Origin of the sequence: Salinarimonas sp. (assembly GCF_046292825.1) — a bacterium.
Classification (GTDB): Bacteria; Pseudomonadota; Alphaproteobacteria; order Rhizobiales; family Beijerinckiaceae; genus Salinarimonas.
Genome location: NZ_JBKBQG010000051.1, coordinates 5,786 through 27,140, shown reverse-complemented (window position 1 = coordinate 27,140; position 21,355 = coordinate 5,786). Strand labels below are relative to the sequence as shown.

Genomic DNA, 21,355 nt, shown 5'->3' with positions numbered 1-21,355 from the left:
CGAGCGCCGTCGGCAACGCCCTGCGCGCCGAGAGCGCGCCGGCCCCCGAGGCGAGCCCGCGCGCGCATCTCTCCGCGGTCCCGAGCGCGACCGCGCCGGCACTCTCCGCCCCGCGCCCGGCTCCTGCCGCGGCTCCCGCGATCCGCCTCGCGCGCTTCGAGGATCTCGTCGCGCTCGCCGGCGAGCGGCGGGACATCACGATGAAGGCCGCGCTCGAGCGCGACGTGCGGCTCGTGCGCTTCGAGGACGGGCGGCTCGAATTCGCGCTGGCCGAGGGCGCGCGGCGGGATCTCGCCAACGAGATCTCCCGCAAGCTCCTCGAATGGACCGGCCGCCGCTGGATGGTGGCGCTCTCCTCGGAGGAGGGCGCGACCCCGCTCGCGGAGGTCGCGCTGGCCGCCGCGCAGGAGCGCCGCCGCGACGCAGCCGCGCACCCCCTCGTGCGGGAAGTCCTCTCCCGCTTCCCCGGCGCCCAGATCGTCGACGTGCGCGAGCGTGCCGGCGAGGGAGCGGAAATCGAGGCCGACCCCGTCGCCGCCGTCGGGCTCGAGCCGGCCGCGCTCCCGCCGATCGAGGACGACGACGATCCCTCTCTGTGAGGGCTCGTGACATCCGACCCGGGCCCCACCCGACCCCTGTCGCTCCGCTCCAGGGGCCACCCTCCCCAACGGGGAGGGATTCCCGCGCCTATCCCTCCCCGTAGGGGAGGGTGGACATTCGAGCGTCAGCGAGAATGGCCGGGTGGGGCCCGGGTCGAGACCATTCTCCAGGCGTCGAGCCCCACCCGACCCCTGTCGCTTCGCTCAGGGGCCACCCTCCCCTACCGGGAGGGAGACGGAGGTGAGGCAGGGGATGACGACAAAACGCGCATGCCCGCCGATTGACTTCCCCCGCCGCCCGACTAGAACCAATCGACAGCCGATGATCCCCGCGGGAGAGACCGGGCTTCGAGCCCGGCGCCGAAGGCGCAACCGCCCCGGAAACGCTCAGGCAGACGGACCGCGGGGAGCTGGCACTCTGGAAAGCGGCGGGTCGCGCGAGCGGCTCGCCCACCGACGGGCGTAACCTCGGACATCGCGTTCGCGCGGAATCCGGGGGAAATCTCTCAGGTCTAGGACAGAGGGGGCGCGCGACGAAGGTCCGACGAGGGCCGGCGGCGCGTCGCGTCCACGAGCCGACAGAGAGTGTGCCCCATGGCCGAGACCGGCGAGACCCTGAGCCGCACGCCGCTATACGACGCACACGTCGCGCTCGGCGCGCGCATGGTGCCGTTCGCCGGCTATGCGATGCCCGTGCAATACCCGACCGGCATCATCGCCGAGCACGTCTGGACGCGCACGCAAGCGGGCCTGTTCGACGTCTCCCACATGGGCCAGGCGAGCCTCGTCGGCCCCGACCACGCGACGACCGCCGCCGCGCTCGAGACCCTCGTGCCCTGCGACGTCGCGGGTCTCCAGCCGGGCCAGCAGCGCTACACGCAGCTCTTGGCCGACGACGGCGGCATCCTCGACGACCTGATGGTCTCTCGGCCCGCGGACCCCGCCCGCGACGGCACGCTCCTCCTCGTCGTCAATGCCGGCACGAAGGACGCGGATTACGCGCATATGGAGGCGCGGCTGCCCGCGAACGTCGCGCTGCGGCGCCACGACGACCACGCGCTCCTCGCGCTTCAGGGCCCCGCGGCCGAGCGCGTGATGGCCGATCTCGGTGCCGGAGAGGCGACCGCGCTCACCTTCATGCGGCTCGCCACCCCGCGCATCGCCGGCATTCCCGTCGCGGTCTCGCGCTCGGGCTATACCGGCGAGGACGGGTTCGAGATCTCGGTGGCGGAGGGCGAGGCGGCCGCCCTGATGGAGGCGCTCCTCGGTCACGCGGCGGTCAAGCCCATCGGGCTCGGCGCGCGCGACAGCTTGCGCCTCGAGGCGGGTCTGTGTCTCTACGGGCACGACATCGACCCGACGACGAGCCCGATCGAGGCGGGCCTCGCCTGGTCGATCCAGAAGCGGCGGCGTCAGGAGGGGGGCTTTCCCGGATTCGCGCGCATCGCCCGCGAGCTCGCCGACGGCCCGTCGCGCGTGCGCGTCGGCATCGCGCTCGAGGGCCGCGCGCCGGCTCGCGAAGGCGCGCCGATCGCGACGCCGGACGGGGTCGAGATCGGGATCGTCACGTCGGGCGGCTTCGGGCCGAGCGTCGAGCGGCCGATCGTGATGGGCTACGTGCCCCCCGCTCAGGCCGCGATCGGCACGCCACTCCATTGCATCGTGCGCGGCAAGCCGCTCGCCGGCCTCGTCGCGCCGATGCCGTTCTTCCCCCACCGCTTCAAGCGCGGCTGAAACCCGCGCCTCGCCCTCAGGAGAGCCCAGAGATGAGCGTCCGCTACACCAAGGATCACGAATACATCCGCGTCGAGGGCGACATCGCCACGGTCGGCATCACCGATTACGCGCAGAGTCAGCTCGGCGACGTCGTCTATGTGGAGCTCCCCGCGATCGGCAAGGCCGTGGAGAAGGGCGGCGAGGCGGCGGTGGTGGAGAGCGTCAAGGCGGCCTCGGAAGTCTACGCGCCCGTCTCCGGCGAGGTGGTCGAGGTCAATTCCGCGCTCGAGGGCACGCCCGCCGCGATCAACGAGGATCCGCTCGGCGCGGGCTGGTTCATGAAGCTGCGCGTCGCGGACGCGGCCGAGCTCGACGACCTGATGAGCGAGGCCGATTACGAGGCCTACGTGAAGTCGATCTCCTGAGGGCGAGCATGACGGGCGAGAGCGCGCATCTCTACCGGGCCAGCGTGCGCTGGCGGCACACGAGCGGCGATTTCGTGGGCAACACCTACGATCGCGCGCACGAATGGGCCTTCGACGGCGGCATCGTCGTGCCGGGCTCGCCCTCGCCGACGATCGTGCCCCTGCCCTACAGCCACGAGGACGCGATCGACCCGGAGGAGGCCTTCGTCGCCGCGATCGCGAGTTGCCACATGCTCACCTTCCTCGGCATCGCCGCCAAGCGCCGGGTCGCTATCTCCTCCTACGAGGACGAGGCGATCGGCGAGATGACGGCGAACGCGAAGGGGCGGCTGTGGGTGTCGCGCGTGACGCTGAACCCGCGGCTGACCTATCCCGGCACGCCGCCCTCGGAGGAGGAGCTCGCCCGCCTCCACCATCTCGCGCATCGCGCGTGCTTCATCGCGAATTCGGTTCTCACCGAGATCGTCGTCGCGGGGCTCGGCCCCGATCATCCCTGAGAAAACGGTCGCTGATCCCATGCGCTACCTGCCCCTCTCCCCCGACGATCGCGCGCAGATGCTCGCCCGCATCGGCGTCGATCGCATCGACGCCCTGTTCGCCGACGTGCCGGGCGACAAGCTCCTCACCGAGCCCCTCGACCTTCCGCGCCGCAAGGGCGAGCTCGAGGTCGAGCGCATTCTCGGCCGCATGGCCGCGCGCAACGTGACCGCGGGCTCGGTGCCCTTCTTCGTGGGCGCCGGCGCCTACAAGCACCACGTGCCGGCCTCCGTCGACCATCTGATCCAACGCTCGGAGTTTCTGACGAGCTACACGCCCTACCAGCCCGAGATCGCGCAGGGCACGCTGCAATATCTCTTCGAGTTCCAGACGCAGGTCGCCGCGCTCACCGGCATGGAGGTCGCCAACGCCTCCATGTACGACGGCTCGACCGGCGCGGGCGAGGCGGTGCTGATGGCGCACCGCGTCACCAAGCGCAAGAAGGCGATCCTCTCGGGGGGCCTCCACCCGCATTATTCGGACGTGGTGGAGACGCTCTCGGGGATGGCGAGCGACGTCGTCGTGCGCATGGACGCGGACCCGACGGCGTCGGAGGACATCGCCGCGCTCATCGACGACGAGACGAGCTGCGTCGTCGTGCAGTCGCCGGACGTCTTCGGCAACCTGCGCGACCTCGCGCCGATCGCGGAGGCGGCGCACGCCAAGGGCGCGCTCCTGATCGCGGTGTTCACCGAGGTCGTCTCGCTCGGCCTCGTCACCCCGCCCGGCGAGATGGGCGCCGACATCGTGGTGGGCGAGGGCCAGTCGATCGGCAACGCGCTCAATTTCGGCGGGCCCTATGTGGGGCTGTTCGCGGCCAAGCAGAAATACGTGCGCCAGATGCCCGGGCGGCTCTGCGGCGAGACGGTCGACGCGGAGGGCAAGCGCGGCTTCGTGCTGACCTTGTCCACCCGCGAGCAGCACATCCGCCGCGACAAGGCGACCTCGAACATCTGCACGAATTCGGGCCTGTGCTGCCTCGCCTTCACGATCCACATGACGCTGCTCGGCCAGGCGGGACTGACCCGCCTCGCCAAGATCAACCACGCGAACGCGGTGCGCCTCGCCGACATGCTGGCCGGCGTGCCGGGCGTCGAGGTGTTGAACGAGACCTTCTTCAACGAGATGACGCTGCGTCTCGCCAAGCCCGCCGCGGACGTGGTCGAGCGCCTCGCCGGCGAGGGCGTGCTCGCGGGCGTGCCGTACTCGCGGCTCGCGCCGAAGGCGGGGCTCGACGACCTGCTGCTCGTGGCGACGACCGAGGTCAATACGGACGACGACCGCGCGGCATTGGTCGAGGGGCTGCGGAGGGCGCTCGCATGAAGCGCGCCGCCCTTCTCCCTCCCCGTAGGGGAGGGTGGACCCTGGAGCGCAGCGACAGGGGCCGGGTGGGGCCCGATGCGCGACGCATGATCTCCACCCCTCGCACCCCACCCGACCTCCTCGCTTCGCTCGCAGGCCACCCTCCCCTTCAGGGAGGGATTTCGACCCTTTCGCTCACCGGAGCCCTCCCATGCTGAACCGCCAAGGCCGACCCACCGCCGCGGGCGATGCCGCCGAGACGGCTCACCCGACCTTCACCGGCAACCGCGCCCTGATGCAGGAAGAGCCGCTCCTCTTCGAGATCGGGCGCACCGAGACGACCGGCGTCGATCTCGATGAGCCGGAGGACTTTTCGCCGCGCCTCGGCAATCTCGCGCGCAAAAGCGAGATCGGGCTGCCGGGTCTCTCCGAGCCCGAGACGATGCGCCATTTCGTGCGGCTCTCGCAGAAGAATTACGGCATCGACACGGGCCTCTTCCCGCTCGGCTCGTGCACGATGAAGCACAATGCGCGGCTCAACGAGCGCATGGCGCGCCTGCCCGGCTTCTGCGACGTCCACCCGCTGCAGCCGGTCTCGACCGTGCAGGGCGCGCTCGCGCTGATGGACGAGCTCGCGCGCTATCTCGTGACCCTCACCGGCATGACCTCGGTCGCGCTTTCGCCGAAGGCGGGCGCGCACGGCGAATTGTGCGGCATGATGGCGATCAAGGCCGCGATCGAGGCCAAGGGCGAGGGTGCGACGCGCAAGGTCGTGCTCGTCCCCGAGAGCGCCCACGGCACCAACCCGGCGACCGCCGCGCTGATCGGCTTCGTGGTCAAGCCCGTGCCGGCGGCCGAGGACGGGACGGTCCCCGTCGAGGCGGTGAAGGAGCTGCTCGGCCCCGACGTCGCCGCGATCATGCTCACGAACCCCAATACCTGCGGCCTGTTCGAGCCGCAGATCGTCGAGATCGCGGCGGCCCTGCACGAGGCGGGCGCGTACTTCTATTGCGACGGGGCGAATTTCAACGCCATCGTCGGCAAGGCGCGGCCGGGCGATCTCGGCGTCGACGCCATGCACATCAACCTCCACAAGACCTTCTCGACGCCCCATGGCGGCGGCGGGCCGGGCTCGGGGCCGGTCGTGCTCTCGCAGCGCCTCGCGCCTTACGCGCCGGTGCCTTTCGTCACGCCGGGCGATGGCGGGCACGCGCTCGTCGAGCATCCCGAGGCGGCCGGCGAGGGTGCGCCTTTCGGTCGCATCACCGCCTTCCACGGCCAGATGGGCATGTATGTGCGCGCCCTCGCCTACATGCTCTCGCACGGCTCGGACGGCATGAAGCAGGCCTCCGAGGATGCGGTTCTCAACGCGAACTACATCCGTGCAGGGCTCTCCGACCTGATGAGCCTGCCCTTCGGCGACCGGCCCTGCATGCACGAGGTCCTGTTCGACGATGCCTGGCTCAAGGGCACCGGCGTCTCGACGCTCGACGTCGCCAAGGCGATGATCGACGAGGGCTACCACCCGATGACGATGTATTTCCCGCTCGTCGTCCACGGCGCGATGCTGATCGAGCCGACGGAGAGCGAATCGAAGGCCGCGCTCGATCTCTTCGTGGCTTGCCTGCGCGATCTCGCGATGAGCGCCAAGGCGGGCGAGACGGAGCGCTTCACCGGCGCGCCCTACCACGCCCCGCGCCGGCGCCTCGACGAGACCCGCGCCGCCCGCAACCCGGTCCTGCGCTGGACGCCGCCGCAGCCGGTGAAGGAAGCGGCGGAGTGAAGGAGGAGGCTCCCTCCCCGTAGGGGAGGGTGGACCGGGGAGCGCAGCGACACGGGCCGGGTGGGGCCCGGGTCGCCGCACTCGCGAAACGTGTCATCCCCGGACGGAGCACGCGTAGCGTGCGGAGGGGAAGGGGACCCAGCACAAGACGTGTGCGAAGCACACTATTGTGCCGCCGTCCAGGCGGCTCGACGCCGCCGCAAGCGCTTGCTGCGCAAGCATCTTCTCATGCTGGGTCCCCTTCCCCTCCGCCGCTTCGCGGCTCCGGCCGGGGATGACACGGGGGAGGCCCATCCGCCTTAAACCAAATCTTCAACCGCACTTCTTAATCATACCGGGCACGCCGGCAGGAGCCGCGCGATCGACCCGGAGCAGGAAATGGATTTCGCGACCGCGATCGGCGTCGTGGCCGGCATCGGCACTGTGGCAGGGATCATCTATGCGTCCGGTGGCGATTTCGCGGCCTACTACAATTCGGTGGCGCTGATCTGCGTCGTCGGCGGCACCGCCGCGGCCACCATGGTGCGCTTCACCTTCGGGACGATGATGAGCGGCCTGCCGATGGGCATCCGCTACGGCCTGAGCCCGCTCTCGTCCAAGCCCCGCGATCTCATCGAGGAGATCACGAAGGTCGCGGAAGTGGTCCGCAAGTCCGGGCCGATGGGGCTCGAGAACGTGCAGGTCGACCACCCGGTGCTGGCGCAGGGGCTGCGCTACGTCGCCGACGGATACGAGCGCGACTTCATCAAGGACGCGCTCGAGAAGGACCGCGACAACTTCCTCACGCGCCTCGAGGACGGCGCCAAGGTCTACCAGGCGATCGGCGATTCCGCGCCGGCCTGGGGCATGATCTCGACCGTCATCGGCATGATCATCATGTTCGCCAACATGACCGATCCCTCGAAGCTCGGGCCGTCGATGGCGGTGTCGCTGCTCGGCACGCTCTACGGCTCGCTCATCGCCAACATGTTCGCGCTGCCGCTGGCGGACAAGCTGAAGCTGCGGCTCGGCGACGAGAACCTGCACCGCACGCTGATCATCGACGGGATCATGCAGATCCGCGACCAGCGCTCGCCGGCGATCGTGCGCGAGATGCTGATCGCCTATCTGCCGGAGCACCACCGCTCCGAATTCGCGGAAGCCTGAGCCGGGAGGGCCGCCGATGTCTCGCCGCCGCCGCGGAAGCGACGCACCCGTCGGAGCGCCGGCCTGGTTCGTCACCTTCGCCGATCTGATGGCGCTGCTGATGAGCTTCTTCGTCATCGTCGCCGCCTATTCGACCCAGGACCAGAAGAAGCTCCAGATCGTCGCCGGCTCGATGCGCGAGGCCTTCGGCGTGAACCCGGAATCGCGTTTCTCCGGCATCATCGAGCGCGACGGCCTGCCGACGCTGCCCGCCTTGCGCAACGTGCGCGAGATCGACCCCGAGGAAGCCACCGACCACACGACCCCCAACGAGCTCGACCGGCGCGACAACGGCCTGTTCTCGATCACCCACGATCGCGGCTTCGGCCTCGCGGCGGCCTCGCTCCGGCAGGCTCTGCAGGACATGCCCGAGATCGCCGAATTGTCGCGCAACATCGTCATCGAGGAGACACGCGAGGGGCTCGACATCTCCCTCGTCGACCAGGACGGGCGCGCGATGTTCCCGCCCGACGGCGTCTTCCCCTACGAGCGCACGCGCCTCGTGCTGGAGGCGATCGCGCCCACCATCCGCCGCATGCCGAACCGGATCGCGATCGCGGGCCATTCCGCGGCGATGCGGCCCGGCCAGAGCGCGGAGGGCAATGCCTGGAGCCTCACCGCCGGCCGCGCGCTCGCCGTGCGCGAGATCCTCTCCGCCTCCGGGCTGCCTGACGACCGCTTCGCCGCCGTCACCGGCAAGGCCGACACCGAACCCGCCTTTCCCGACAACCCCTTCATCGCCCCCAATCGTCGCGTCACGATCACCCTCCTCAAGGAGCAGCCGCCGATCCCGGCGAGCCTGCGGCCGTAAGCGGGGGACGGACGCGAGCGCCGATCCTCGAAGCGACGGCGTGCGCTTCGGCGATGGCCGTCGGGGGGCGATGCCCTATCTTCGAGGCCGGAGAGGCGTTTCGGGGAGGGCAGCATGCAGGACGACGGGGCGGCGCCCCTCCCCCGCCTCTACCGACGGGCGATCGCGCTCCTCGCGCCCGAGCGGCGGCTCGCGATCCTGCTCGCGATCGGCAATGTCGGCCTCGCGCTCGCCGCCTTCGCCGAGCCGATCCTGTTCGGGCGCATCGTCGACGCGCTCGCCCGGGCGCAAGCCGCACCCGATCCCGGGCCGGCGCTCGCGAGCCTGCCGCTCCTCGTCGCGGCCTGGGTCGGCTTCGGGCTGTTCTCGATCGGGGCGGGCGTGCTCGTGGCGCTGCATGCCGACCGGCTCGCGCATCGGCGTCGGCTCGCGGTGATGGCGGAGACCTTCGAGCACCTCCTCACGCTCTCGCACGGCTTTCACGCCCGCACCCATTCCGGGCGCGGCCTCAAGGCGATGCTGGAAGGGGCCGGCGCGCTGTTCGGGCTGTGGCTCGGGCTCCTGCGCGATCATCTCGCGGCTCTGATCGCGCTCGTGGTGCTCCTGCCGATCACGCTCTTCCTCAATTGGCGATTGGGCCTGCTGCTCGTCGTCCTCGTCCTCGCCTTCGGGGCGCTCACCCTCTTCGTGCTGCGGCGGACCGAGCGGCTGCAGAGCGGGGTCGAGCGCCATCACAGCGCGGTCGCGGGTTTTGCGGCGGACGCGCTCGGAAACGTGCCCGTCGTCCAGTCCTTCGCGCGCATCGAGGCGGAGGCGCGGGGCCTGCGCGGGCTGATGAGCGATCTCCTCGCCGCGCAGAACCCGGTCCTCTCCTGGTGGGCGCTCGCCGCGGTCGCGACCCGCGCGGCGGCGACGCTGACGGTGACGGCGATCGTCGTCCTCGGCGCCGTCCTGTTCGTGCGCGGGCTCGCGAGCATCGGCGAGATCGTCACCTTCATCGGTCTCGCGACCCTCGTCATCGCGCGGCTCGACGCGCTCGTCGTGTTCGCCAACGGCCTCCTCCTGCAGGCGCCGAAGATCGCCGAGCTCTTCGCGATCCGCGACGCCGAGCCCGAGGTGCGCGACCGGCCGGGCGCGCGCGCGGTCTCCCGCCTGTCGGGCGCGATCGCGTTCGAGGACGTGTCCTATTCCTACGACGGAACCCGCGCGGCCGTGCACGGGCTCTCCTTCGCGATCGCGCCCGGCGAGACCGTCGCGCTCGTCGGCGAGACGGGGTCCGGCAAGTCGACGACGGCGGGGCTCCTGCACCGCGCCTTCGACCCCAGCGCGGGCCGCGTCCTCCTCGACGGGATCGACGCGCGCGAGATCGCGCTCGCCGCGCTCAGGCGCAATGTCGGCGTCGTGTTCCAGGAGCCGATGCTGTTCGCGCGCACGATCCGCGACAATCTGCTCGTCGGCCGCGCGGACGCGAGCGATGCCGAACTCGTCGCGGCGATGCAGCGGGCCGAAGCGGGGGCCTTCCTCGCCCGCCTGCCGCAGGGGCTCGACACGGAGGTCGGCGAGCGCGGACGCTCGCTCTCGGGGGGCGAGCGGCAACGCCTCGCGGTCGCGCGCGCGCTCCTCAAGGACCCGCCGATCCTGATCCTCGACGAGGCGACGAGCGCGCTCGACGTCGAGACCGAGCGCCGCCTGCAGGAGGCGCTCGAGACCGTGCGGCGCGACCGGACCGTGATCGTGATCGCCCACCGCCTCTCGACGATCCGCAACGCCGACCGCATCCTCGTCTTCCACGAGGGACGCATCGTCGAGAGCGGCAGCTGGTCCGCCCTCGTCGCCGCCGGCGGCCGCTTCGCCCGCATGGTGACGGCGCAGACCCGCGCCGCCGCGTGATCCGCCGCACGTCGACTTGCGGCCGGGCGAAGCCTGCCCGCTATTCCGCCGGCGCGCGGGCGTCGACGGCGGCGAGCTCGCGCTCGAGGCGCGTCGCCTCGCCGGCGCGCGGACGGGCGAAGCGGGCGAGGAGGAGATAGGCGACGGGCGTCAGGAAGAGCGTGAACAGGACCGAGAGCCCGAGCCCGCCCACGACCACCCAACCGAGCGCCGAGCGCGCCTCCGAGCCCGCGCCGGTCGAGAGGATCAGGGGCAGGCCGCCGAGCACGGTCGAGATCAGCGTCATCATCACGGGGCGGAAGCGCACCGCCGCCGCCTCGCGGATCGCCTCGTAGACCTCCTGCCCCTCGTCGCGCAGCTGGTTGGCGAATTCGACGATGAGGATCCCGTTCTTGGCCATCAGCCCGATCAGCATCACGAGCCCCACCTGCGAATAGATGTTGAGGCTCCCCCCCGTCGCCGCCATCGCGATCGCGGCCGCGCCGAGCGCGAAGGGCACGGTCGCCATGATCACGAGGGCGGAGAGCACGCTCTCGAACTGCGCCGAAAGCACGAGGAGCACCACGATCAGCGCGAAGGCGAAGGTGATCGCCACCCCGCGCGAGGTCTCCTCGAGCGTCGCCGCCTCGCCGAGGAAGGCGAGGCTCATGCCCGGATCGAGCACGTCGGCGGCGATGCGCTCGACGTCGGTCATCGCCTCGCGCAGCGGGTAATCCGCCGGCAGCCCGGCCTCGACATTGACGGCGCGACGCTGCCGCTCGCGACCGAGCTGCGGCGCGCTCGCCTCCTCGGCGAGGCTCGCGATGGCGGCGAGCGGCACGAGCGCGCCGTCGCGCCCGCGCAGGAGCAGGTTCTCGAGGTCGGACACGGAGGCGAAGGAGCCCTCGGGCGCCGACAGCCGCACTTCCACCGCCCGATCGGCCACGAACACGTCGCCGACGCGGCGGCCGTCGAGGACCGTCTGCAGCGCCAGCGAGACGCTCGCCGCGTCGACGCCGAGATCGGCCGCGCGGGAGGTGTCGATCGCGATCGAGAGCTGGGGCTGGTTGAGATCGAAGCCGAGGGAGGGCGCGCGCAGGCGCGGCGCGCGTTCCTCGAGCGCCTCGACGAGGCGCTGCGCGGCGTCCCCCAGAGCCTCGTAATCGTCGCCGAGGACCGCGACGCGCAGACCCGTCCCGCCGCCGCGGATGCCGAGCGAGTTCGGCGTGATGGCGCGGGCCTGGACGCCGATGACGCGCCCGAGCTGCTGGTTGATCTCGCCCACGATCGCCGCCTGCGAGCGCTCGCGCTCCGCCCAGTCGACGAGAGGCGCGGCGATGAAGGCGCGGTTGCCGCGCCCGCCCGTTCCGATGACGGCGAGCACCGAGGCCATCTCGCCGCGCGCGACGTAGGGCTGGAGGATGTCCTCGATCTCCGCGACCTTGCGGCTCGTGAACTCGAGGCTCGCGCCCTGCGGCGCCGTCACGACGAGGAGCACGAAGCCGCGATCCTCGCTCGGCGTCAGCTCCTCCGGCAGCGAGCGGAAGGCGCCGTAGGCGGCCATCGCGAAGATCGCGGCGAGCACGATGACGACGAGGGGCGCGCGCAGAGCCTTGTCGAGCAGGAGCGCGTAGAAGCCCGCGACCTTCCCGCCGAACCAGGCGAGCGGATCGCGGCTGCGGCGCGGCGGCGCGGGCTCGTCCGGCCCCGCGCCCTCGGGCGTCGCGCCGACCCCCTGCCCCTCCTTCAGGAGCCGCGAGGCGAGCATCGGCGCGAGCGTGAGCGCGACGAAGGAGGAGAGGAGGACGGAGGCCGCGAGCACGTAGCCGAATTCGGTGAACAGCCGCCCGGCGGTTCCCGGCAGGAACGAGATCGGGATGAAGACGGCAGCCAACGTGATCGTCGTCGCGACGACGGCGAAGAACACCTGCCGCGTGCCGAGCACCGCCGCCGCCCGCGCCCCCATGCCCTGCGCGCGCCGCCGCTCGATGTTCTCGATGACCACGATCGCGTCGTCGACGACGATGCCGGTGGCGAGCACGAGGGCGAGCAGCGTCAGCACGTTGACGGAGAAGCCGAGAAGGTAGATCGCCGCGAAGGTGCCGATGATGGCGATCGGCACGGTGACCGTCGGAATCAGCGTCGCGCGCAAGTTGCGGAAGAACAGGAGGATGATCAGAACGACGAGGCCGGTGGCGACGAGCAGCGTGAACACCACCTCGCGTACGGCCGAGCCGACGAAGACGGCGTCGTCGGAGCGGATCTCGATCAGGATGCCCTCGGGCAGCGTCTCGTTGAGCTCGGCGACCGTCTCGCGCACGGCGCTCGAGATCGCGATCACGTTCGAGGTCGCCTGCCGCACGATGCCCGCGCCGATGCCGGCGCGCCCGTCCGAGCGCAGGATCGTCTCGTTGTCGGAGGGCCCGAGCGAGACGCGCGCGACGTCGCCGACGCGGATGCCGCGCTCGACGAAGGTGTCGGCGATCTCCTCGGCCGAGCGCGCGGCGGCGCCCGCCTCGACGATGAGCGTCTGCGCGCCCGAGCGCAGATCGCCCGCCGGCGCGTCCGAGAGCACGCCCTCGAGCGCGCGGCGCACGTCCGCGACCGCGAGGCCGCGGGCTGAGAGGGCGGGAATGTCGAGGGTGACGCGGAAGATCGGATCGCGCCGCCCGAAGACCTGCACGTCGGCGACGCCCTCGATCGCGGCGAGGCGATCGAAGACGAGCCGCTCGGCGATGAGCGAGAGCTCGTCGATGGCGTGGCGATCGGAGACGAGCGACAGGCGCATGATCGCGTCGCCGTCTGCATCGGCCTTGACGACGCGGGGCTCCTCGACGTCGGTCGGCAGGCGCTGGCGGATGCCGGCGACGGCGGAGCGCACGTCGTTGGCGGCGGCGTCGAGATCCGTGCTCTCGGAGAACTCCGCGACGATGCGCGAGCGCCCGCGCGAGGAGGTCGAGGAGATCGACACGAGGCCCGGCACGCGCGCGACCGCGCTCTCGACGAGGCGCGTCACCTGCGTGTCGACGGCGGCCGGGGTGGCGCCGGCGAAGCTCGTCGTCACGGTCACGACCGGGCGATCGACGTCGGGCAATTCGCGCACGCTCACGCCCATCAGGGCCGCGAGGCCGGCGAGGACGATCAGGAGGCTCATGACGCCGGCCAGGACCGGGCGGCGGACGGAGAGCGAGGCGACGTCGGAGGCGCGGGAGAAGGGGGATGTCATCGGGCGACCTCCGGATCAGCTGCGCCGGCCGGGCGTGGCGACGACCTCGCCTTCCCCCGCGATCGTGACCGGCGAGCCCTCGCGCAGGCGCTGGACGCCCTCGAGCACGACGGCGTCGCCCGCCTCGATCGAGCCGGTGACGAGCACCTCGCCGGCGCCGCGGCTCGCGATCTCCACGCGCACGCGGCTCACCGTCTCGCCGGCGACGCGCCAGACGTAAGGGCCGTCGCGGTCCCATTGCAGCGCAGCGGCGGGGACGGCGACGCGCGGCGCGCCGTCGAAGACGAGGTCGATCGTGAAGCTCATGCCGGGGCGCAGCGCGTCGTCGGCATTGTCGAAGCCCGCACGCAGGGTCAGCGCCCGCGAGCCGGGATCGACGCGGCTGTCGATCTCGTCGATGCGCCCCTCGAAGACGAGGCCGGGATAGGCGGCGGTGCGTGCCGACACGGCGTCCTGCGGGCGCACGCGGCCGGCGAAGGCTTCCGGCACCGCGAAGCGCACCAGGATGCGGGAGCGGTCGTCGAGCGCGACGGCGGGCGTCTGCGTCGTCACGCGCTGACCGATCTCGATCTGGGCGAGGCCGAGCGTGCCGGCGAAGGGGGCGATCAGCGAGCGGCGCTCGAGCGCGAGCTCGGCCGAGGCGAGATCCGATTCCGCCCGCTCCACCGCCGCGCGCGCATCGTCGAGCTGGACGCCCGCCGCGGCCTGCCGGCTGGCGAGCTGCTCCACGCGCTCGAGGCCCTCGCGCGCGGTGCGCAGGGCGATCTCGGCACGGGTGAGGGCGAGGCGCTGCTCGCGGTCGTCGAGGACGACGAGGACGTCCCCGGCTGCGACATTGCGGCCGGGCGCGATGGCGATCTCGCGCACGAGGCCGTCGTCGGGGGCGTTGAGGACCACGGAGCGCATCGCCTCGGCCGTGCCGATCGCGGAGACGCGGGCGGTGTCGGTCGCGGCGCGGGCGGGCGCGACGACGACGCTCTGCGGCCCGCCTCCGCCGCCGAAGCCGCCCGGAGGTCCGCCGCGGCCGCCGCCGGGAGGCCCGCCCGGACCGCCGCCGCGCCCCGGCGGGCCGCCCGCGCTCTCGACCGTGCCTCCGAGGGGGAGACCGACGCGGTTCGCCGCGTCGGCGACGAAGCTCGGCGCCGTCTGCGGGGCGATCACGATCCAGGCCGCGAATGCGACGAGTGCCGCGACGCACGCGACGAGTGCCTGCTTCCAAAGAGCCATCAGCCGTACCGTATCCGAGCGCACGCGAGCGGCGCATCCGTGGGGCGCGCGGGGGACTCGCGCGAGCCGCGCTCGTCCGGAACGACGCGCGCCGAACGTAATTTAGGGCGTCGCGTCGCGCACCACCAGCACGGAACAGCGGGCATGACGCACGACCCGGGCGGCGTTCGGGCCCAGGAGGTAGTCTTCGAGGTCGGGTCGGTGAGCCGACATGACGATCAGATCGGCGCCGATTTCCTTCGAATACCGCAGGATCTCCCGGTAGATGCCGCCATGGCCGACGATCGTGCGGCGGCGGATCTCCGGCGGGAACACTTCCTGCGCGAAGGCGTGCAGCTCCGCATCCGCCCGTTTCAGCGTCTCGCTCTCGAAATTTTGAGGAAAGAAGCCACCCACGAGCGACATGCCGAAATCCGGCACCACGGTGAGGAGGTGCACGGTGGAGCCGAAGGCGCGGGCATAGTCGATCACGGTGTCGACGGCGCGCCGTTCGGCCGCGCGCTGGCCGAGATCGATGGCGAGCAGGATGTTCGCGTACATGTCCGCCTCCTTCCTCCGCTCCGGTCAGGTCTTGCGAGCGGCGCCCGCGGGCTCTTCCTCGCGCCGGCCCGACCGCGTCCCCGCCGCTGCCGCGGCGCCGCTCGCGGGCGCCTTGGCGCGGCGCGATTGCAGGAAGGCGACGAGGCCGAGGAGCGCGAGGGCCGGGATGTAGACGAGCGCCTCCGGCGGCTGCTCGGCCTCGACCTCGACGAACCGCACCTCGACCGGCCGCTCCGGATCGTAGAAGTTCAGGTTGCGCGTCGCGCGCGCCCCGGGCGTGCGGGGGTTCATCGGCTCCTCGAGCAGCAGCCGATCGCCCTCGATCACGGCCATGAACCCGGTCTCGCGCTCGAAGCGCGTCTCCCCGTCGGCCCCGGGCGCACCCATCTCGAAGGCGATCACGCGCTCCTCGATGGTGCGATCGAAGCGCGGACCCACGATGTCGATGCGGATGATGCCGCCCTCCGGCTTCGCCTCGACGAGCGCGAAGAGCTCGGTCGGCGGGCGCGGCTCGTAGGGCGCGACGACCTGATCGACGAACCAGCCCGGCCGCAGCAGCATGAAGGTGACGAGGAGGAGCGCCGCCGATTCCCACAGCCGCGAGCGCGCGAGGAACCACCCCTGCGTCGCCGCCGCGAAGACGAGCATCGCCACCGTCGCCTTCACGAAGATGAACAGCGCCCCGAGCGGCGTCACGTTGATGAGGAGGAGGCTCGTGTTGAACACGAAGATGAACGGCAGGAGCACCGTGCGGAGCGAGTAGAAGAACGCCGTGAAGCCGGTCTTCAACGGGTCCGCGCGCGAGACGGCGGAGGCCGCGAAGCTCGCGAGCCCTACGGGGGGCGTCACGTCCGCCATGATGCCGAAATAGAACACGAACAGGTGCGCGGCGATGAGCGGGATGATGATGCCGTTCGCCTGCCCGAGCTCGACGATCACCGGCGCCATCAGGGTGGCCACGACGATGTAGTTCGCCGTCGTCGGCAGACCCATGCCGAGAACGAGGCTGATCAGCGCGGTGAACAGCAGGATGAGGAGGATGTTGCCGCCCGAGACGTACTCGACGAACTCCGCCATCACCTGGCCGATGCCGGTCAGCGTCACCGTGCCGACGATGATGCCGGCGGTGGCGGTGGCGCAGGCGATGCCGATCATGTTGCGCGAGCCGAGGATGAGCCCCTGCACGAGATCGACGAAGCCCTCGCGCGCCTGCGCCGCGACGACCCCGCCCCGCATCCGCCGGAACAGCGCCTTGAGCGGCTTCTGGGTAACGAGGATGATCATCAGGAGGCAGACCGCGTAGAAGGCGGACAGACCCGGCGAGCGGCGCTCGACCATCAGGAACCAGACGAGCACCACGATCGGCAGCACGTAATGCAGGCCGCTCTTGAGCACGTCGGTCGCGATCGGCAGGCGCACGACCGCCGAGTTCGGATCGTCGACCTCGAGATCGGGCTGGCTCGCCGAGAGCCAGATCATGGCGAGATAGATCGCGGCGAGGATCGCGAGCACCACCGGCCCGGAGATCTGCGGCAGCGCCGCCTGCACGGCGCGGATGCCGAAATAGGTGAGGCCGGCGAGGATCACGATCGACGCGACCGTGATGCCGATGCGCAGGAGCGCGATCGGCAGCGGGTGGACGACCGGCCGCTCGAAGGTCTGCATGTTGCTCTTCACCGCCTCGAGATGCACGAGGTAGAGGAGCGCGATGTAGGAGATCACCGCCGGCAGGAAGGCGTGGGTGATCACCTGCGTGTAGGGGATGCCGACATATTCCACCATGAGGAAGGCGGCCGCCCCCATCACCGGCGGCATGATCTGGCCGTTGACGGACGACGCGACCTCGACCGAGCCCGCCTTCTCCGGCGTGAAGCCGACGCGCTTCATCAAGGGGATGGTGAAGGTGCCGGTGGTGACGACGTTGGCGATCGAGGAGCCCGAGATCACGCCGGTCATCATCGAGGCGAGGACGGCGGCCTTGGCGGGCCCGCCGCGCATGTGGCCGAGCAGCGCGAAGGCGAGCTTGATGAAGAAATTGCCCGCCCCCGCCTTGTCGAGGAGCGAGCCGAACAGCACGAACAGGAAGACGAAGGAGGCCGAGACGCCGAGCGCCACGCCGAAGACGCCGCCGGACGACAGCCACATCTGGTCCATGGCGCGCGCGAGCGAGGCGCCGCGCCATTGCAGCATGTCCGGCACCCAGGGCTGGTTGCCGAAGAAGACGTAGGTGAGGAAGACGATCGCCACGATCGCAAGGGGCGGCCCGAGCGCGCGGCGCGTCGCCTCGAGCAGGAGCACGAGGCCGGCCGCGGCGGCGACGAGATCGGCGGTGATCGGCAGGCCCGGCCGCGCCGCGAGATCGCGGAAGAAGATGAACACGTAGAGCGCGCAATAGGTCGCCGCCGCCGCGAGCACGAGATCGAGCAGCGGGATCCGGTCGCGCGGCGAGCGCGACAAAGCGGGATAGGCGCAATAGGCGAGGAAGAGCGCGAAGGCGAGGTGGATCGGGCGGATCTGCGCGTCGTTGAGGACGAGCGGCAGCCCGGTCATCCGCGACAGCGTGAAGGGCAGCGGCGAGGCGATGTAGAGCTGGAACAGGGCCCAGGCGAGGGCGACGCCGGGAATGAGCCAGCCCATCCAGCCGCTCGGATTGCGGGCGCCGGTATCGGCCTTGGCGACGAGATCGTCGAGCTCGTCCTTGCTCGGCGCCTCCTGCACGGCGGAGGCCGCCTTCGTCGACTGCGTCATCGCCACCTACTCGTCACCCCAGGGGGCCGCGACGGCCCCTGCCCCGTCCACGGACGCGAAGCGCCCACGGCATCGCGCCGCAGGCGCCCGCGGGACGCGCGCACGGGATCCCGGGCGCGCGCCGTCGGCTCACTCGATCCAGCCGCGCTCGCGATAATAGCGCTCGGCGCCCGGATGCAGCGGGGCCGACAGGCCCTGGCTGACCATCGTCTCGGGGTCGAGATTGGCCAGCGCCGGGTGCAGGTTGCGGAAGTTGTCGAAGTTCTCGAACACCGCGCTGACGAGCACGTAGACCTGCTCCTCCGGCACGTTGGCCGACGTCACGAAGGTCGCGCCGACGCCGAAGGTGGCGGTCGGCTCGGGGTTGCCGCGATACATGCCGCCCGGGATCTCGGCGCGGAAGTAGAACGGGAACTCCTCGATCAGCGCGTCCACCGCCTCGCCCGACACCTCGACGAGGACGGACTCGCAGGAGGAGGTCGCCTCCTGGATCGAGCCGGCCGGGTGGCCGACCGTGAAGACGAACGCGTCGATGTTGTTGTCGCACAGGGCCTGGGCCTGCTCGGCCGGGGCGAGCTCGGAGGCGAGCGCGAAATCGCTCATCGACCAGCCCTTGCGCTCCATCAGGCGCTCCATGAGGGCGCGCTGGCCGGAGCCGGGATTGCCGACGTTGACGCGCGCGTTGCGCAGATCGTCGATATGCCGCGCGTTGGTCTCGGCGCGGGCGACGACGGTCATCGGCTCGGGGTGCAGCGAGAAGAGCGCGCGCAGGTCCTCGTGGGCGCCGCCCTCGGCGAACCCGGCCTGCCCGTTGAAGGCGTTGTACTGCACGTCCGACTGGACGACGCCGAACTCGAGCTCGCCGCCGCGGATGGCATTCACATTGAATACCGAGCCGCCGGTGGACTCGACCGAGCAACGAATGCCGTGATCGGCGCGGCCCTGATTGACCAGACGGCAGATGGCGCCGCCAACGGGGTAGTAGACGCCGGTGACGCCGCCGGTTCCGATCGAGATGAACGTCTGCTGGGCGGAGGCCGCCTGCGGCGAGAGCGTGAACGCCGCTGCGACAGCCGCAGTGGACAGGACGTATTTCATCGTCTGAATTCTAGCATGCATCTACATATCTCCGTCTTCTCGACGCGGGTAGAACACGCCTGCGTGGGAGGCGTTGTTGGCTCGGTTTCGTCCACGCCCCGGCTTGATACTCCAAGGCGGCCACGCTTGCCAACCGGCGACCTGCGGTTCGTGCACTTTCGTCGCAATTTTCGCGCACCCCGCCCCCACGGAGCCGTCGTCGCCCGACGCCGGCTCCCCTTGCCGGGGAGCCGCTCGCGCCGTCGCGCGTCCATACCGCTGAGTAAAGTCCATCGCCACCCCCGGCGCAAGCGTGACGGCGCCCGTGCGATTTCGCGCGCGCGGACCCTCGTCGCGTTGGGGCTTCCGCTGCGCGGGCGCGCGCGCATAGAATGGTCGCAGAACACGAGGGCACGAGCCTTCGACACAAGGGGAAGGGATCATGGCCGGACGTCTCGAGGGGAAGACCGCGCTCGTCACCGCGGCGGGCCAGGGGATCGGACGCGCGATCGCGCAGGCGTTCTCCCGCGAGGGGGCGCGCGTCGTGGCGACGACGCTCTATCCGAGCGAGCTCGACGGGCTCGACGTCGCCCGCAAGGTCGGGCTCGACGTCACCGACACCGCCGCCGTCGAGGCGCTGGCGGAGGAGATCGCCCGCGACCACGGGGGCCTCGACGTGCTCGCCAATTGCGCGGGCTACGTCGCCCACGGCAGCGTGCTCGATTGCGGCGAGAGCGAGTGGGACTTCTCCTTCGACATCAACGTCAAGTCCATGCACCGCACGATCCGCGCCTTCCTGCCGGGCATGCTGGCGCGCGGCGGCGGCTCGATCGTCAACATCTCCTCGGGCGCCTCCTCGGTGAAGGCCGCGCCGAACCGCTACGTCTACGGCGCCACGAAGGCGGCCGTGATCGGGCTGACCAAGGCCGTGGCGATCGACTTCATCCAGCGCGGCGTGCGCTGCAACGCGATCTGCCCCGGCACCGTCGTCTCGCCCTCCCTCGACGGCCGCATCGCCGCGCTGGCGCAGGCGCAGAACAAGAGCGAGGACGAGATCCGCGCCGCCTTCGTCGCCCGCCAGCCGATGGGCCGGCTCGGCACCGCCGAGGAGATCGCCGCCGCCGCCCTCTACCTCGCCTCCGACGAGAGCGCCTTCACCACCGGCACGGCGATGATCGTCGACGGCGGCTGGACGCTCTGACCGATCTCTCGCCACGGGCAGCCCCATGCATCTCCTCGTCCTCGGCGCCGCCGGCATGATCGGCGCGAAACTCATGAACCGGCTCGCCCGCGACGGCCGCCTCGGCGGGCGCGAGATCGAGACCGCGACGCTCGCCGACATCGTCCTGCCGAACGCGCCCGCCAACGCGCCCTTCCCCGTGCGCGCGCTCGCCTGCGACGTCGCCGACCGCGCCGCGCTCGACGATCTCGTCGCGGAGGCGCCCGACGTGATCGTCCATCTCGCCGCGATCGTCTCGGGGGAGGCGGAGGCCGATTTCGAGAAGGGCTACCGCGTCAATCTCGACGGCACGCGCGCGCTGCTCGAGGCGATCCGGGCGGTCGGCTCCGGCTATCGCCCGCGCCTCGTCTTCGCCTCCTCGATCGCCACCTTCGGCGCGCCCCTGCCCGAGCCGATCCCCGACACGCACCACCTGACGCCGCTCACCTCCTACGGCACGCAGAAGGCGATCGGCGAGCTCCTGCTCTCGGACTACACGCGCCGCGGCTTCGTCGACGGCATCGGGCTGCGCCTGCCGACGATCTGCGTGCGGCCGGGCCGCCCCAACAAGGCGGCCTCCGGCTTCTTCTCGAGCATCATCCGCGAGCCGCTCGCGGGCGAGGAGGCGGTGCTGCCGGTCTCGGAGGACGTGCGCCATTGGCACGCCTCGCCGCGCGCGGCGGTCGGCTTCCTGATCCACGCGGCCGGCCTGTCCTCCGACGCGATCGGCCCGCACCGCAACCTCACCATGCCGGGGGTCTCGGTCACGGTCGCCGAGCAGATCGAGGCCCTGCGCCGGGTCGCGGGCGACGCGGTCGCCGCGCGCATCCGCCGCGAGCCCGACCCCGCCATCGCCGCCATGATCGCCACCTGGCCCCGCGCCTTCGAGGCGAGCCGCGCGCAGGCCCTGGGCTTCGTCGCCGAGGACGATTTCGACGCGATCATCCGCGTCCATGTCGAGGACGAGCTCGGGGGCCGGGTGGGCTGAGGGTCTGCAGATCGTCCCGACCCGTGGGGGGGGGGGGGGGGGGGGGGGGCCCCGGCGCGCGCGCGCGGCGCGCGGGGGGGGGGGAGGGCCCCCCCGCAGAAAA

Annotated in this window: 15 protein-coding genes, 1 pseudogene and 1 riboswitch; of the genes and pseudogenes, 11 read left to right on the top strand and 5 right to left on the bottom strand. The window is 71.4% G+C overall.

All coding sequences use genetic code 11. From position 1 onward, the window contains the following. The 9 genes and pseudogenes from ACK4UM_RS18250 to ACK4UM_RS18210 all read left to right on the top strand — a co-directional run. A pseudogene (locus ACK4UM_RS18250) lies at positions 1–599 on the top strand (DNA polymerase III subunit gamma/tau); the annotation flags it as partial. 322 nt (positions 600–921) lie between these two features. After that, a riboswitch (glycine riboswitch) is annotated at positions 922–1,012 on the top strand. 181 nt (positions 1,013–1,193) lie between these two features. Next, entirely contained in the window at positions 1,194–2,333 is a 1,140-nt protein-coding gene (gene gcvT / locus ACK4UM_RS18245; protein WP_409802181.1) for a glycine cleavage system aminomethyltransferase GcvT, read from the top strand. A 32-nt stretch (positions 2,334–2,365) separates the two neighbouring features. Next, positions 2,366–2,740 carry a glycine cleavage system protein GcvH gene (gcvH, locus tag ACK4UM_RS18240; protein WP_409802177.1) on the top strand — a complete coding sequence of 125 codons (375 nt, stop codon included), beginning with the start codon at positions 2,366–2,368 and terminating at the stop codon, positions 2,738–2,740. 8 nt (positions 2,741–2,748) lie between these two features. Beyond that, on the top strand, positions 2,749–3,237 hold the full coding sequence (locus ACK4UM_RS18235; protein WP_409802175.1) for an OsmC family protein: 489 nt from the start codon (positions 2,749–2,751) through the stop codon (positions 3,235–3,237). Between the two features lie 19 nt (positions 3,238–3,256). Next, on the top strand, positions 3,257–4,600 hold the full coding sequence (gcvPA, locus tag ACK4UM_RS18230; RefSeq protein WP_409802171.1) for an aminomethyl-transferring glycine dehydrogenase subunit GcvPA: 1,344 nt from the start codon (positions 3,257–3,259) through the stop codon (positions 4,598–4,600). Positions 4,601–4,790: 190 nt separating this feature from the next. Beyond that, the gene (gene gcvPB, locus ACK4UM_RS18225) at positions 4,791–6,362 is read left to right on the top strand and encodes an aminomethyl-transferring glycine dehydrogenase subunit GcvPB (protein ID WP_409802169.1); all 1,572 of its coding nucleotides are present in this window, start codon (positions 4,791–4,793) and stop codon (positions 6,360–6,362) included. A 378-nt stretch (positions 6,363–6,740) separates the two neighbouring features. Then, entirely contained in the window at positions 6,741–7,508 is a 768-nt protein-coding gene (locus ACK4UM_RS18220; RefSeq protein WP_409802167.1) for a motility protein A, read from the top strand. A gap of 16 nt (positions 7,509–7,524) precedes the next feature. After that, a complete protein-coding gene (locus ACK4UM_RS18215) occupies positions 7,525–8,358 on the top strand; it encodes a flagellar motor protein MotB (protein ID WP_409802164.1) in 834 nt (277 codons plus the stop codon). Between the two features lie 114 nt (positions 8,359–8,472). Continuing rightward, a complete protein-coding gene (locus tag ACK4UM_RS18210) occupies positions 8,473–10,248 on the top strand; it encodes a glucan ABC transporter ATP-binding protein/ permease (RefSeq protein WP_409802161.1) in 1,776 nt (591 codons plus the stop codon). A gap of 40 nt (positions 10,249–10,288) precedes the next feature. Here ACK4UM_RS18210 and ACK4UM_RS18205 read toward each other — a convergent pair whose 3' ends face one another. The 5 genes from ACK4UM_RS18205 to ACK4UM_RS18185 form a co-directional block, all read right to left on the bottom strand. After that, on the bottom strand, positions 10,289–13,453 hold the full coding sequence (locus tag ACK4UM_RS18205; protein ID WP_409802159.1) for an efflux RND transporter permease subunit: 3,165 nt from the start codon (positions 13,451–13,453) through the stop codon (positions 10,289–10,291). 15 nt (positions 13,454–13,468) lie between these two features. Further along, positions 13,469–14,680, bottom strand: coding sequence for an efflux RND transporter periplasmic adaptor subunit (locus ACK4UM_RS18200; protein ID WP_409802157.1), 1,212 nt, complete (start codon positions 14,678–14,680; stop codon positions 13,469–13,471). 102 nt (positions 14,681–14,782) lie between these two features. Further along, positions 14,783–15,220 carry a universal stress protein gene (locus tag ACK4UM_RS18195; RefSeq protein WP_409802155.1) on the bottom strand — a complete coding sequence of 146 codons (438 nt, stop codon included), beginning with the start codon at positions 15,218–15,220 and terminating at the stop codon, positions 14,783–14,785. Between the two features lie 24 nt (positions 15,221–15,244). Then, on the bottom strand, positions 15,245–17,968 hold the full coding sequence (locus ACK4UM_RS18190; RefSeq protein ID WP_409802152.1) for a TRAP transporter permease: 2,724 nt from the start codon (positions 17,966–17,968) through the stop codon (positions 15,245–15,247). Between the two features lie 129 nt (positions 17,969–18,097). After that, positions 18,098–19,087 (bottom strand): TAXI family TRAP transporter solute-binding subunit, encoded by a 990-nt coding sequence (locus ACK4UM_RS18185; protein ID WP_409802150.1) that lies wholly within the window; start codon positions 19,085–19,087, stop codon positions 18,098–18,100. Positions 19,088–19,487: 400 nt separating this feature from the next. Between ACK4UM_RS18185 and ACK4UM_RS18180 the strand changes: the two genes are divergently transcribed. Next, complete coding sequence (locus ACK4UM_RS18180) at positions 19,488–20,246, top strand: SDR family oxidoreductase (RefSeq protein WP_409802147.1); 759 nt, start codon at positions 19,488–19,490, stop codon at positions 20,244–20,246. Between the two features lie 25 nt (positions 20,247–20,271). Next, on the top strand, positions 20,272–21,252 hold the full coding sequence (denD, locus tag ACK4UM_RS18175; RefSeq protein WP_409802144.1) for a D-erythronate dehydrogenase: 981 nt from the start codon (positions 20,272–20,274) through the stop codon (positions 21,250–21,252). Positions 21,253–21,355 lie beyond the last annotated feature (103 nt).